This is a genomic window from Flavobacterium davisii (assembly GCF_042182265.1).
GTDB lineage: Bacteria > Bacteroidota > Bacteroidia > Flavobacteriales > Flavobacteriaceae > Flavobacterium > Flavobacterium davisii.
This window is the reverse complement of the sequence record NZ_CP097869.1, coordinates 289,341-304,104: the sequence shown is the minus strand read 5'-3', so window position 1 is coordinate 304,104 and position 14,764 is coordinate 289,341. Positions and strand designations below refer to the sequence as shown.

Sequence of the window (14,764 nt, the reverse complement as noted above, 5' to 3'; positions counted from 1 at the left end):
GGAATCAGGGCTTTTTTATTTTATGGATATTTGAAATAAATAGGTTTTGGGTTTTTTATTTTTTACTTTTTAGGGTCTTTTGTTTCGAAGAAGTGTTTTTTGTTTGAAAATTTCGGCTTCTTTTTTTTTTTTTTTTTGTTTGATTTGTTTTTTATTGTATGGCGACTTTTGTGATTAGTAAGCGTTTGGATGGTTATTATAAGTTTGAATTCGTTTCGAGGAAAGGTAGGACGATTATGACTAGTGATAGTTATGAGTTACGTTTTGAGTGTGAAGAGGATATAGAGAGACTGAAGTTGGGTTTGGAGTGTGCAACAATAATGCGTTTTAAGACTTCTAGTGGTAAGTTTTATTTTCGCTTAATAGTGGAAAAAAGAGAAGTGGCAACGAGTCGTAAGTATACTACGCAATTGTTGATGCAAAGGGGGGTAGATGAGGTGATGCGATCTGCAGTTATGGCAGAGGTGTTGGATTTTGCGGCTAATGAATTTGTGTTTCCGGAGTTGGAGGTTTTTGGTTTTGAGGTTTAAAAAAGGTGAACAATGTAGGAAAAAAGCGTAAGGTGTGGTGGGGAAGGTTTTGAAAATGAAAAAGCCCCGATAAACGGAGCTCTTTTTGAAAAATATTAGATTTTATCTAATTATTTTTTTACTTCTTCTTTAACAGCAGCAGCAGCAGTATCAACAGCAGCAGCAGCAGTGTCAACAGCAGCAGCAGCAGAATCAACAGCTTCAACAGCAGCAGTATCAACAGCTTCTACAGCAGTTTCTTCAGTAGCAGCAGCTTGATCTTTACAAGAAACACTCATCATAGCAACTAAAGCCATAGTTAAAACAACTTTTTTCATCTTACTTAATTATAAAAGGTTAATTATTAATTCGTGTCGCAAAGATATAAATTTTTTATTATGTAAAAATTTTTTCTAAACTTTTTTTTTAAAAAAATAATCTTTCTCAACAATGTCATGTATTACAATATTTGTGCCAGTATTTATAGGGCTTCCTCATATATAAAAAAGCCCTATAAATAGACTGTTTATCTGTTTTTAGAAGTTCCTGTTGGTTTGATGATTTTTATTTCTTCAATCAAGTTTTGAGCCCCTGCAAATTTGTCTATTATAAATAAAATATAACGAGCATCTACCATGATGTTTCTACAAATTTCAGGACTATAAAAAAGATCACTCATAGTGCCTTCCCATACACGATCAAAATTGCAACCAATTAAATTGCCATTCGCGTCTAATGCTGGAGAACCAGAATTGCCGCCCGTAGTATGATTAGTAGCAATAAAAGCAACAGGCATTTTGCCTTCTTTATTTGCGTATTGACCAAAGTTTTTAGAGTTGTACAAATCAATCAGTTTTTTGGGTACGTCAAATTCATAATCACCAGGGATGTATTTTTCTATAACGCCATCCAAAGTGGTAAAAGGAGAATAAATAAGAGCATCGGAAGGTTTGTATCCTTTTACTTTTCCATAGGTAACACGGAGTGTATTATTAGCGTCGGGGAATATACGAGCGGATTTAGGACTTAATTCTAATATGGCTTTCATATAAGCGCGTTGTAATGCTATATTTTTCAAATTTATTTCATTGTATCTAGGAGCTACGTTTTTATCATAAGCTTCCGTCATTGATTTTGCTAAAAGATAACCTTTGTCTTGGTTGATTTTTTCTATAACAGTTTTGCTATCACCGTTTAATAAATCTTTTAATCCCGTATAAGTTGTTAGTTTTGAATTTTGAAAAATATCAGATGCTAATTGTGACGCATTAATATTATTTAGTGATTTAGGTAAGAATTGTTTAGGTGATTTGGTTGCATAGATGTTGATCAATTGTTCAAAAACTTTTTCATCTACATTTGGATTAAAATCTTTGTATGAATTTTCAAGGTTTTTAATCAAACTGTTTTTTTTATCATCAAAAACTTGTTCTCCTTTTGTGTTTAGAATCTGTTCTAATTGATACAGGCGATGGCCAAAATTTAAAATTTCACAATTTCGCGTTACTACTTCAGTAAAATAATCACGAGCAATGGCATAATCACGGATATTGTTGTAATTTGTTTTAAATTCATTTAATAAGTTGCCATATTCTGCTTGTTTGCCTGCTTTATTGATCTTTTCAGTTAATTCTGCTTCAAATTTTCGTTTAGCTTCGATGGCATTTGCTTTTTTTAATCCTTTTATTTCGCCCATCCATTTTTTCCAAGCATTGGCTATTGAAGCATTTTTTGCTGCGTATTGTATTTTAATTGCAGGGTCTTTGCGCATAAAAGAGTTCTGTGTTTTTAGAGTGGCATCACGAAGCTCAATGCGTGCTGGATTTAAATCATTTATAATTTGTTCAATAGCATAGCTAGGTAGATATTCTTGTGTGCGACCAGGATATCCCATAACCATAGTAAAATCATTTTCTTCTACTCCTTTTATAGATATAGGGAAGAAGTGCTTTGGTTTGTAAGGTATATTCTCTTTTGAATATTCCGCTGGATGATTGTTTTTATCGGCATAAATACGGAATAACGAAAAATCACCTGCATGACGGGGCCATACCCAGTTATCCGTATCAGAACCAAATTTACCAATAGCACTAGGAGGAGCACCTACTAAACGAACATCACGAAACGTTTCTGTTACAAATAATAGATATTGATTGCCATCATAAAAAGTTTTAATTTGATTTTCTTGCCAAGACTCTTTAGGTAATGTTTTTGATAAAAGAATAATGTTTTCCTGAATTTTCTTTTGTTTTTCTAATTCAGATGAAATGGATGAGATGTTTTCTAAAACTTTAGAAGTTACATCTTCAATGCGAACTATGAAAGTTACAAATAGATCTTTATTAGGAAGTTCTTCCTCCATTTTGTAAGCCCAAAAACCGTTAGTTAAATAATCATGTTCAACTGTTGAGTGGCTTTGGACATTGTCATATCCGCAGTGATGGTTGGTTAATATTAATCCTTTGGAAGAAATTACTTCCGCAGTGCAACCTCCATCAAAGTGTGGAACTGCGTCTTTTAAACTAGATTTGTTGGCTGAATAAATATCTTCTGCTGATATTTTAATGCCAAGATTTTTCATTTCGGTTTCATTCATTCCTTTTAACAAAGAAGGAATCCACATTCCGCCTTGTTGAGCAAAAAAAGGAGAAACCACAAAAATAAGAAGTAGTCGTAAAAATTTCATAATATGTATTTATAGCGCACGCAAGTTACAATTTTTGGAGAATTATGAAGTTTTTTTTAAGTTTTGATTAAGAAATACCATTTGTCATTTCATTTTACCGTTTATCATTTTTGAGTAAGAATTAAGATCTTCTGGTATTATCTTTAATCCGTTAAAATTAAATTTTTAATAGACTTTGTAATGAAGATGAAAAGAGTAGAGAAGAATAAAAATATACGAAAAATTTTACTATAGATGTAGTTTTGCTATGTTTAGACAAAAAGAGTTGCTTTTTTATATTCCAAGTCATTTTCTCTGCGACAAGTTTCTAAAGCGTAATTTAGGTTAAATTGTAAATTAAAAAAACAGATTTTTTGTAGGCTTATTTTTTAGTCTATTGTTTATCTGATACGTTATAAAAAAAAATAAAAAATCAATCAAAAAACGAATAGAAATCATCAATCAAAAAATGAATAGAAGTTATTATTTTAAAAAAAAGGTAAAAAATGAGAGGATTAATTAAAAATTTTTTAAAAAAAAGCTCTTTTAAGTGTTTTCTTAATAAGGTAAACGTAGAAAACGAATCAAAAGAGGTTCTATAAAAATGTTTTTTAGACTATTTTTAAGTAAATAGGATGACTTTAAAGGTTAAGAAAGGTGTTTTTTAATCAATGGATTTTAATTTTTTTATAGAATTGAGGGCTAAACGGCTAATAAAATATTTTTGGATTAAATACAAGTTTTGTATTATCGCAAATTTTAAACTTGTAAACATAATGATTAGTTAACCTAGCCTTCGTTTTTATACTAAAGATAAATTATAATAGTATGATACAATTTATATTACATTTAATAACAAAGTTAGTAGATTTGATTATTGCAATTTTATTTTAAATGAAGTTAATAAAAAACTGGCGATATCACGTTTTGAACTTTATTGGATGGCAAATTTATTTGTTATCTATTTTAACCTTTGATAAACTATCGTATAGACTTTCTCAAGTTGAAAAATGGGATAATTTAGAGTGGAATAAATTATATTATTTTATATCAGAAGGGGTATTATGTGGTTTGTTAGGTTTTTTGTTATCTAACATTATTCTCGTTTACATAGATTATAAAATTCAAATTGAAAAAATTTCAAAGAATTCTTTTTTAGGTATTGTCTTTGTTTTTATTTTTTCTCAATTATTATATCACCTCCTATTATGGCCCGTTTTAAATATACCATTAAGATACTTTTTAGATAGAGAAAATACGTTGACTTTTCTTATGAAATTGGCCAATATTCCTGTGTTTGCAGTGTCTTTTTTAGTGTGGTTTTTTATTGTAATGTCATATAAAATTTTTAAATATTTAAAAGGGATTAGGATCAAACAATTAGAATTAGAAACTAATTTAAGAGAAATTACATTAAACACTCTAAAAGGTCAAATAAACCCCCATTTTATGTTTAACAGTTTGAATAATATTCGGGGGTTAATTCTTGAAAATCCTTCAAAATCAAGAGAAATGTTAACTAGATTGTCCGAAATGCTACGTTATTCCTTAACTAAGAGTGATACAAATAAAATTGTTTTAGAAGAAGAAATAGAAATGGTAGGGAATTACATTGCCCTTTCTAAAATACAATTAGAAGATAGGTTAGAATATCGTACAGAAATAGATTGTAATACTTTAAAACTTTTTATTCCACCTATGATTGTTCAAATGTTAGTTGAAAATGCAGTGAAACATGGTGTGTCTAATATAAAAGAAGGAGGAGTTGTTAAGTTAATTTCAAAAATTAATAAGAATGAACTTTATTTAATTGTTGAAAATACTGGTTTCTTGAAAAAAAAGAGTACTTCTACTCAAATAGGTTTGAAAAATATAAAAGAAAGACTTTTCCTTTTGTATGCAAATAGAGCTACTTTTGAAATCATAGAAGAAAATAAGATGGTAAGAGCTAAAGTTGTAATTCCTTTATTTACACAAGATGATAAAAATTAAAGCAGTTATAGTAGAAGATTCTCGATTGGCACGAAATGAACTGAAAGAACTTATCAAGAGTTTTCCTGAAATAGAAGTATTAGGAGAAGCTGAAAATGTAGATACAGCTTATGAATTGATTAATTCAATGAATCCAGATTTACTTTTTTTAGATATCAATATGCCTGAAAAAGATGGTTTTGAATTGTTAGAGATGTTACACAATGTTCCTATTACAATTTTTACAACAGCATTTGATGAATACGCTTTAAAGTCATTTGAATATAATGCTCTAGATTATTTAATGAAACCTGTAAGTCCTAATAGATTTTCAAAAGCGATAGATAAAGTTAAACAAAAGTTAGAAAATAAAAGAGTAAAAGCTCAACAAAAAGTTGAAGTGTCTAACCAGATTTTTATTAAAGATGGTGAAAAATGTTGGTTGTTAAAAGTGGCAGATATCTATCTTTTTGAAGTAGATGGAAACTATACCAAAGTTTTTTTTAATGACCAAAAAGCAATATTAAATAAATCGCTGAATCAAATTGAAAAAAAGCTTCCAGAAGATTTTTTTAGAGCTAATCGCAACCAAATAATAAATACCAATTATATTAAAAATATAGACTTATGGTTTAGTGGAAATTTATTAGTGCATTTACATGATGAGCAAAAAATAGAAATATCAAGAAGACAAGCTAGCCTATTTAAGGAAAAAATGAGTCTATAAATAATAAAGGTTATCCTATAATAAAGGACGTAATATTTATATTTGGTTAGTAAATACTCTCCCTTTTTGTCGAATCAAGGTCGACTTGACTAAAGAAAACGAATGAAGTATATTGTATACTTTTAATGAGGGTGATTTCTGTAATTTAGAGAATCCACTACGTGTTGATTCTTAATTGTTTCCCCAGATTCCGTATTAGACTTCTTTCTTGTAACAAAATTTTCTAATAAATTCAAGTACTCACGGAAAATTCCAGAAGAGGAAATGGTCAACTATTTCGATGAATAAAACTGGAGTACGTGCTTGAATTGGAAGAAAAATAAAAGATATTGGTTTTGCCAATTCAATTCGTTCGAGTCTAATGTAGAATTTTGGGTTAAGTTATTTTGTTATTTTATATTTCATTATTTTTCTTTTATGGATAATAAAGTCATTTGAAGTGTATAATTTTTGAGCATTATTATTATGTTCCTCAACCTCTAAATAAATCATTTTTATATTTAGTTTTAATGACTGCTCTTTAATAAAATCCAACGCTTTTTTTCCAATACCTTTTCCTCTAGAACTTTCAGTAAGATATAATTCATCTATAAAAGCTAAAGTGCCTTGGTATTCAAAGCTAAAAATAAAAGTAAGAATAATATATCCTACAATTTTATTTTCCTGGTATATAAACCAGCACTTACCTAAATTGTTATTAGAAATGAATTGATCAAATAAGGCTGAAGAAATAGACGGATTTATAGGATAATTATCAATAGCATAAAAATCCTGCATCATTTGAACGGCTAGGCTAATTTGATCTTTTTCTATTGGTTTGAAATGTATCATTTGGAAATAGTATGTATAATAGTTTCGGTTGCGCCAGCATTCATTTGGACAAATGTTTGGCAAATATGTCCCTTTTCGTGTCTCTCATCTTTGTTTTGAATGAGTAAATCAAAAGCTTGATTTAATTCTGTTTGATCTGAAACAGAAATACAACCCTTTTGATGTACTAAAGCAGTAGCTTCTGCAAAATGTGAATAGTTAGATCCAATTATTATAGGTACCCCAAAAGTAGCTGGTTCTAAAATATTATGTACTCCTGGATTCCCAAAGCCTCCCCCTACATACGCAATGTCAGCATAAGAATAAATTTTAGTTAAGATGCCAATAGTATCTATAACAAATACATTAAAATCAGCTAGATATTGATTGTTCATTTCAGAGTATAATACTACAGATTTACTGATTTTAGATATTAAATTTAATATCTGAGGTCCTTTAATATTGTGTGGTGCAATAATAAATTTTACATCATCTGAGGATTGATTGATATATTGAACTAGCAATTCCTCATCTTTAGGCCAAGAACTACCTATGACAACTGTTAATTGATTGTTTTTAAATTCTTCAATAAAACGAAGAGAATTATTTCTTTCCAAAATAGTTACAACTCGATCAAAACGAGTGTCGCCAGAAACCGTGGAATTATAAAAACCTATAGTCTGTAATAAATCCTTAGAAGAACTGTTTTGAACAAAGAAATGATTAAAATTTTTTAGAGCATTTCGATAAAATCCTCCATACCATTTAAAAAACAATTGTTTTGTTCTAAATATACCAGAAATAAGATAAGTGTCAATTTTTCTTTTTCCTAACTCATTTAGATAATTAGGCCAATATTCGTATTTAATAAAAAAAACTTTTTCAGGATGTATTACTTTTAAAAAACGTTTAGCATTAGCCCTAGTATCTAATGGTAAGTATACCGTAATATCCGCAATTGTATTATCCTTTTTGACTTCATAACCTGAAGGAGAAAAAAAAGTTAATATTATTTTATGAGTAGGAAATGTTTCTTTTATCTTTTCCATAACAGGTAAGCCCTGTTCATATTCTCCTAAAGAAGCCGCATGAAACCAAATGGTTTTGTCCGTAGGATCAATTTTTGAAATTAACGTTTTAAAAACATTTTTTCGACCTTTAGTAAATAAATTAATTTTAGGGTTAAAAAGAGCCACAATATTTAAAAAAAATTGCGTAAAATGAATAATTATATTGTATAGAAAAATCATAGATTAAATTTGATGATGCTAAAATACATTAGTTTTCTAAAATTTAGTAGAAAAGCTATTAAATTAGTAGCTTTGTAATCTAAAATTTACTCGATGAGAAAGATACAAATGGTTGATTTAAAAAGCCAATATGATAAAATTAAAGAAGAAGTTAATGCTTCTATTCAGGAAGTTTTAGATACGACAACTTATATTAATGGTCCTTTAGTTCAGCAGTTTCAATCTGATTTAGAACAATATTTAGGTGTTAAACATGTAATTCCATGTGCAAATGGTACAGACGCTTTACAAATTGCCATGATGGGATTAGGTTTAAAACCTGGAGATGAGGTAATAACAGCTGATTTTACTTTTGCAGCTACTGTAGAAGTAATTGCATTATTACAGTTAACCCCTGTTTTAGTAGATGTAGACATTGATACAATGAATATTTCTATTGAAGCAATTCAGAAAGCCATTACACCTAAAACAAAAGCGATTGTACCAGTGCATTTATTTGGTCGTGCAGCTAATATGGATGCAATAATGGAAATAGCGCGTGAAAATAATTTATATGTCATTGAAGATAATGCACAAGCTATTGGTGCTAATTATACTTTTAAGGATGGTTCAAAAGCAAAAGTAGGTGCCATAGGACATGTTGCAGCGACTTCTTTTTTTCCATCTAAAAATTTAGGCTGTTATGGTGATGGTGGAGCTATTTTTACAAATGATGATCAATTAGCTCATGTTATAAGAGGAATTGTAAATCATGGGATGTATATACGTTATCATCATGATGTAGTAGGGGTAAATTCTCGTTTGGATAGTATTCAGGCAGGTGTATTAAAAACAAAACTCCCACATTTAGATACCTATAATAAAGCACGTAGAGAAGCCGCTCACAAATACAATGCCGCTTTAGCTTCAAATGTTAATATTGTTATACCTCAATTTGATATTAACCATGATGATCATGTATTTCATCAATATGTATTTCGAGTTACGAATGGCAAACGTGATGCCTTATTAGAACATTTGCAATCAAAAGGAATACCGTCTGCAATTTATTATCCAATTCCTTTACATAGTCAAAAAGCCTATTCGGATGTGCGTTATAATGACGCTGATTTTGTAGTTACTAATCAGTTAGTTAAAGAAGTAATTGCATTACCGATGCATACGGAATTAGATGAAGAACAGATAAAATTTATTACAGAAATAGTGTTAGAATTTATAGGATAGATAGTAATAATCAATAACAAATAATAATAAACAAATTAATTAAATTTTATGAGAATATTAGTAACAGGAGGCTTGGGGTTTATAGGGTCTCATACTGTAGTAGAATTACAAAATAAAGGTTTCGAGGTAATTATAATAGATAATTTGTCAAATTCGTCGATAGAAGTTTTGCAACGAATTGAAAATATTACAGGAAAGAAACCTATTTTTGAAAAAATAGATTTGCGTGATAAAAAGTCAGTTCAAGATTTTTTTCAAAAATACCAAGATGTAAAAGGAGTAATTCATTTTGCAGCTAGTAAAGCAGTTGGTGAAAGTGTAGAAAATCCATTACTATATTATGAAAATAATATAAATGCTTTAGTCTATCTTTTACAAGAATTAGAACAAAAAACAGAAGCGCATTTTATTTTTAGTTCTTCATGTACAGTTTATGGGCAAGCAGAAAAAATGCCTATAACAGAAGATGCTCCTGTACAATCTGCACTATCACCTTATGGTAATACAAAACAAATAGGGGAAGAAATAATAACAGATGTAGCTAAAGTAACTAACATAAATGCTGTTTTATTGCGTTATTTTAATCCAATTGGAGCACATCCATCAACTGAAATAGGAGAATTGCCATTAGGTGTTCCTCAGAATTTGATACCTTTTATTACACAAACAGCTATAGGATTAAGACAAGAATTGTCAGTTTTTGGAGATGATTATCCTACAGAAGATGGAACAGCTATCCGTGATTATATTCATGTGGTAGATTTAGCAAAAGCCCACGTAGTAGCATTAGAACGTCTTTTAGCTAAAAAAAATGTAGAAAAAGTAGAGGTTTTTAATGTAGGAACAGGAACGGGAAGTTCGGTATTAGAAGTGATTTCAACTTTTGAGAAAGTATCAGGTCAAAAATTACCTTATAAAATTGTAGGAAGAAGAGAAGGTGATATTACTGAAGCCTATGCGCATACAGCAAAAGCTAATGAAGTTCTAGGATGGAAGTCTGAATCTACATTAGAAGAAGCTTTAACGAGTGCTTGGGAATGGGAACAAAAAATCAGAAAATAAGGGAAAAAGACCGAAAAGAAATAACTTAGTGAAAATATTTTTTAGTATACTAAATGCTTAGTCTTATTTAACTTACTTTGCTCGCTCTATTTTACAAATTAAAGATTCAAATAAAATAAGCGAGCAAAGTTAAATAACATTTTAGATGGTTAACCTTTCTTAAATACTTCTTGCAAAGGAAGATTTATATAAGAGATTTTCCACTCATAACTTCTGGTTTACAAATCCCCATTAATTCCAAAATAGTAGGCGCTATATCTCCTAAAACACCACTATTAATATTTTTTAATTCAGGATCTATTAAAATAATAGGAACAGGATTTGTTGTATGAGCCGTATTAGGACTTCCGTCAGGGTTAATCATGGTATCACAATTACCATGATCAGCAATAAGTATTGTTGTATAATAATTTTCTAAAGCGGTTGTTATAACTTCTTGAACACACTGATCTACGGCTTCACATGCTTTAATTGCTGCTTGCATATTGCCTGTATGTCCTACCATGTCACCATTTGCAAAGTTAAGACAGACAAAATCGACACTTCCATTTTTTAATTCTGAAACTAAAGCAGTTTTTAGGGCAAAAGCACTCATCTCAGGTTGTAAATCATAGGTAGCAACTTTAGGCGATGGACACAAAATTCGGGTTTCTCCTTCAAATGGTTCTTCTCTACCTCCAGAAAAGAAAAAGGTAACATGCGGATATTTTTCAGTTTCAGCTATTCTAATTTGTTTTTTACCCGCTTTTGCTACTACTTCGCCTAATGTTTCCGTTATGTTATCTTTATCATAAATAACATGTACATTTTTATAAGTGTCATCATAGTTGGTCATCGTTACATAATACAAGTCTAAATGATTCATGTTTTGCTCTTGAAGATCTTTTTGGGAAAGAACTTCTGTTAGTTCACGACCTCTATCTGTTCTGAAATTAAAGAAAACAACGACATCCCCATTTTGTATTTTAGCTAAAGGCTCTTGATTGTCATTTACTAATACAATTGGTTCTATAAATTCATCAGTTATATTATTAAAATAACTTTCTCGTATAGCTGTTACAGGATCATTGGCCTTTTTACCTATACCTAGTACCATAACATCATACGCTTTTTTTATACGTTCCCAGCGTTTGTCACGATCCATGGCAAAATAACGCCCCGTTATAGTGGCAATTTTAGCCGCTGAATGCGTACAATATTCAGCTAAATCATTTATATGTCTTTCCCCAGATTTAGGATCTACATCACGACCATCTGTAAAAGCATGAATAAAAACTTTTTCTAAGCCATAATCTTGTGCAGAATCTAATAGCCCCTTTAAATGATCCGTATGCGAGTGAACACCACCATCTGAAACTAATCCTAAAAAATGTACGGGTTTGTCATTTTTTTTAGCGTATTCATAGGCCTTTATTAGTACCTTTTCATTATTTAAAGTTTTGTTTTGAACTGCTAGATTAATTTTAGCTAAATCCTGATACACTATCCTTCCAGCACCCAAGTTCATGTGACCTACTTCGCTATTTCCCATTTGTCCGTCAGGTAATCCTACATTAAGTCCATCAGTTCGTAATGTAGCATTCGGAAATCGTGTATAGAGATTGTCTATGAACGGAGTATTGGCTTGATCTATAGCAGATACTTTAGGGTCAGGTGATTTTCCCCAACCATCAAGAATCATTAAAATTACTTTTTTACTCATCTTTAGAAGTGTTATTTGAAACCTCAAAATTAGGAATTTGAAATTAAATAGAATCTTTAATTGGAACATATTATAGAGCGAGTTTATCAAACGTCATTTTTTTTGTGAATTAGAGATGAAATTATTCCAGATTTCGCACTAGATTTTGTTGTGAAAGAAAAATAAAAAGGAAGAAGAACCTGGTCAATTCACTTCGTTCGAGTCTAAGTGAAAAATTTGAGATTAATAGGATATAAAATAAGTTACTATAGTTATTATTCTGGCTGCATTGATATGGAGTAGACTAAAAAACGAGATAATTATTAACAGAAAGTAAATAATTGAAGTTGCTAGTTTAAAAGAGGTAAAAAGATGTAATCCATATAACGTATATAACAACAAATCGATAAAATGCAAAAAAAACCGACAAAATGCAGAAATAATTTGCCGTCTGGATTTTTTTTTAGATATTTGTATTGTAGTAATAACAATATAAATAAAAGATTGTCAATGGTTTACAGATTTTTACCCCTTGTTTTGTTATTCTTAATGTCTTTTTCCCCAAAGACTGCTAATAACGTGAGTTCTGACTTGGTAACGAGTAAAAGCGATTATGCTGCGTTAGCCAAAATTGAGATGATCTATTTCTCTTTAGACGCAAACCATTTGGTACTACCGCCTATGGAATGTTTTAAGAAAGCAATGTTAGGATATTATTCATTAAAAGAAAAAGGTTTAATAGAAAAAGAAGTATTAACAGTAATTGATTTTAGTTTATCATCAACTAAAAAAAGAATGTGGGTTATTGATTTAATTTCGAATAGAATTTTATTTAATAATTTGGTTACACATGGAATGAAATCAGGAGGTGAGTTTGCTAGTAGTTTTTCAAATGAATTGAATTCTAGTAAAAGTAGCCTAGGTTTTTATATAACAGGAGAAACCTACATAGGTAAGCATGGTTTATCTCTTAAATTAGATGGACAAGAAAGAGGTATTAATGACAATGCTAGAAATCGTTCCGTTGTAATGCACGGAGCCGAATACGCTAATCCTGCTGTTATAAAAATACAAGGCTATTTAGGGAGGAGTCAAGGGTGTCCAGCTATACCTGAGGCAATTAAATATGATGTGATAAATGCTGTAAAAGACAAAACATGTTTATTTATTTATCACCCTACTAGAGCTTATGATATTGTTAGTAAGTTGATCACTTAATCGTAAATATAATTCAGAATCATATTGATAAATATCGTTTCGAAATTGTATCAAACCCTTATCATACCAAGCTGTAAAGTATAGAAAATGAATCCCGAAATTCTGACTTACTCTTACAGCTTTTGTTTCCTTCTTCTGAATAATAGTGTCAATTTCTGCTAATGAATAAACAGGTATTTCTATCAGTTTCTTTTTGTATGTAGGAACGCTGTTTTTTGTTTTGTTTTTTTGAATAACTTCTTCTTTTATATACTCCTTTTTAAGTTTGTCTCTTAATAAATATTCCGCTAGAGGAAGGGGCTTTTCTATTCTAACACAGCCAGAACTTAAAGCGCGATATTGATTTGTAAAAAGTTCCCGATGGTTTGTGTCGTGCATATAAACCAAATGATTATTGTTGAAATTTATTTTAACTAAACCTAAAGAATTGTTATAACCAGGACTTTGAACGTATTTGTACGTTAAAGCATCCTCAGGTTTCCAAGAATAGGGTGATATTTCTTTATTTTTAGTATTAAAAATTTTGATTTTACTTTTGTAAAAATAATTTCTACTTTTTGTAGCAGCAGGTACTAGATCTTCTTTTATTATAGTAGGGGGAACCGTCCAAGTAGGATTAAAAATAATATTGTCAACTTTTGAAGATAAAATAGGTGTTTTGCGTTTAGGTTGACCAATTACTACTCGATAAGTTTTTGTAGTATCATTATTTTCTACAACCTGTAGTTCAAAATCAGTAAGATTAACAGCCAAAAAATTATTTCCTAAATCAGCAGGAAACCATCGCCATCTTTCAAGATTTACCATTATTTGTCGTTTGCGGTATTCCTTGCTGTAATTCAGTGCTTTTAGAGTACCTAAACCTATTAGGCCATCTGATTGTAAACCATGACGCTTTTGAAATGAGATAATTGCTTTTTTTAAATTTTCATCAAACGTTTTATTGACAAGCGTGTCACTAGATTTTAAGTCACCCCATAGTCGAAGTCTCTTTTTAATTTTGGAAATTGTACCGCTGTTTTTGAGTCCAAAGTATAGTTTTTCGTTTAATTTAGGTTTAATAGTATCAAAAACTTCATCAGGCATAGTGTTAATCTTTAACAAAGCCTTTTTCAACTGATTATAAATAAAGTGATGAGGTTTACTTTGCTTAATTAAACTGTCTACTTGTTTTTTTGCTAAAATAATAGATAAAATAGAATCCGTTACTATTGGTTTTGGTGTTATTTCCCAGTCAGAATAAATTTCATTAGCATTAAGTTTTCCATTTCTTAAGTGAGAACTATATTTAATTAGAGCAATCGTGAGTAATTGGTGGTAACTTTCTTTTTGGTCAGAGGTTAGGACTATAGAATCTTCATATTTTAATAATTCAGAATAGTGATAGTCCTCTGGATTCAATCCCTCCTCTGTCGATTTTCTGATAGCTTCTAATAAATCCATTCTGTTTTCATCTAAATCCCAATTATCCAATAAAGTTTCGTTCTTCAAAGCTTTTTCTATACTTTCTTCAGTTGAAAAAAATCTAGGATTTGTGTTGTTAGCACAACTTACATATATTAAAACAGATAGTAGTATTGAGTAAAACTTTTTCATATATTAATTTCTTTGTGCATAACATAGTGTAAACTGATGTTGATTATGTCA

General features: G+C 30.1%; 12 protein-coding genes. 6 read left to right on the top strand and 6 right to left on the bottom strand.

The features are described 5' to 3' along the window. The first annotated feature begins 158 nt into the window (after positions 1-158). The gene (locus tag NAB20_RS01200; protein WP_105196506.1) at positions 159-530 is read left to right on the top strand and encodes a YegP family protein; all 372 of its coding nucleotides are present in this window, start codon (positions 159-161) and stop codon (positions 528-530) included. A 110-nt stretch (positions 531-640) separates the two neighbouring features. Here the strand turns inward: NAB20_RS01200 and NAB20_RS01195 are convergent, their stop codons facing one another. Together NAB20_RS01195 and NAB20_RS01190 are read right to left on the bottom strand one after the other, a co-directional pair. Next, on the bottom strand, positions 641-847 hold the full coding sequence (locus NAB20_RS01195) for a hypothetical protein (protein ID WP_105196505.1): 207 nt from the start codon (positions 845-847) through the stop codon (positions 641-643). Positions 848-1,035: 188 nt separating this feature from the next. Further along, positions 1,036-3,195 carry a S46 family peptidase gene (locus NAB20_RS01190; RefSeq protein ID WP_105196504.1) on the bottom strand — a complete coding sequence of 720 codons (2,160 nt, stop codon included), beginning with the start codon at positions 3,193-3,195 and terminating at the stop codon, positions 1,036-1,038. A gap of 873 nt (positions 3,196-4,068) precedes the next feature. On the opposite strand from NAB20_RS01190, the gene NAB20_RS01185 reads away from it, so the two are divergent. Continuing rightward, positions 4,069-5,166, top strand: coding sequence for a sensor histidine kinase (locus NAB20_RS01185; protein WP_088395079.1), 1,098 nt, complete (start codon positions 4,069-4,071; stop codon positions 5,164-5,166). Then, positions 5,153-5,872: a LytTR family DNA-binding domain-containing protein gene (locus NAB20_RS01180; RefSeq protein WP_105196502.1), complete on the top strand. Its 720-nt coding sequence runs from the start codon at positions 5,153-5,155 to the stop codon at positions 5,870-5,872. The genes NAB20_RS01185 and NAB20_RS01180 overlap by 14 nt, the downstream gene beginning before the upstream one ends. Positions 5,873-6,253: 381 nt before the next feature. Here NAB20_RS01180 and NAB20_RS01175 read toward each other — a convergent pair whose 3' ends face one another. Continuing rightward, positions 6,254-6,703: a GNAT family N-acetyltransferase gene (locus NAB20_RS01175; protein WP_375605374.1), complete on the bottom strand. Its 450-nt coding sequence runs from the start codon at positions 6,701-6,703 to the stop codon at positions 6,254-6,256. After that, positions 6,700-7,932, bottom strand: a complete 1,233-nt coding sequence (locus NAB20_RS01170; RefSeq protein ID WP_375605373.1) for a 3-deoxy-D-manno-octulosonic acid transferase — start codon at positions 7,930-7,932, stop codon at positions 6,700-6,702. Before NAB20_RS01170 ends, NAB20_RS01175 begins: the two co-directional genes overlap by 4 nt. A gap of 93 nt (positions 7,933-8,025) precedes the next feature. On the opposite strand from NAB20_RS01170, the gene NAB20_RS01165 reads away from it, so the two are divergent. Next, the gene (locus tag NAB20_RS01165) at positions 8,026-9,156 is read left to right on the top strand and encodes a DegT/DnrJ/EryC1/StrS aminotransferase family protein (RefSeq protein ID WP_105196499.1); all 1,131 of its coding nucleotides are present in this window, start codon (positions 8,026-8,028) and stop codon (positions 9,154-9,156) included. 48 nt (positions 9,157-9,204) lie between these two features. After that, a complete protein-coding gene (gene galE / locus NAB20_RS01160; RefSeq protein WP_105196498.1) occupies positions 9,205-10,218 on the top strand; it encodes a UDP-glucose 4-epimerase GalE in 1,014 nt (337 codons plus the stop codon). Positions 10,219-10,402: 184 nt separating this feature from the next. Here the strand turns inward: galE and gpmI are convergent, their stop codons facing one another. After that, on the bottom strand, positions 10,403-11,920 hold the full coding sequence (gene gpmI, locus NAB20_RS01155) for a 2,3-bisphosphoglycerate-independent phosphoglycerate mutase (RefSeq protein ID WP_375605372.1): 1,518 nt from the start codon (positions 11,918-11,920) through the stop codon (positions 10,403-10,405). A gap of 489 nt (positions 11,921-12,409) precedes the next feature. Between gpmI and NAB20_RS01150 the strand changes: the two genes are divergently transcribed. After that, complete coding sequence (locus tag NAB20_RS01150) at positions 12,410-13,117, top strand: murein L,D-transpeptidase catalytic domain family protein (protein WP_375605371.1); 708 nt, start codon at positions 12,410-12,412, stop codon at positions 13,115-13,117. Here the strand turns inward: NAB20_RS01150 and NAB20_RS01145 are convergent. Then, positions 13,061-14,713, bottom strand: coding sequence for a murein L,D-transpeptidase (locus NAB20_RS01145; RefSeq protein WP_105196495.1), 1,653 nt, complete (start codon positions 14,711-14,713; stop codon positions 13,061-13,063). The two genes, NAB20_RS01150 and NAB20_RS01145, sit on opposite strands and share 57 nt — an antisense overlap. Positions 14,714-14,764 lie beyond the last annotated feature (51 nt).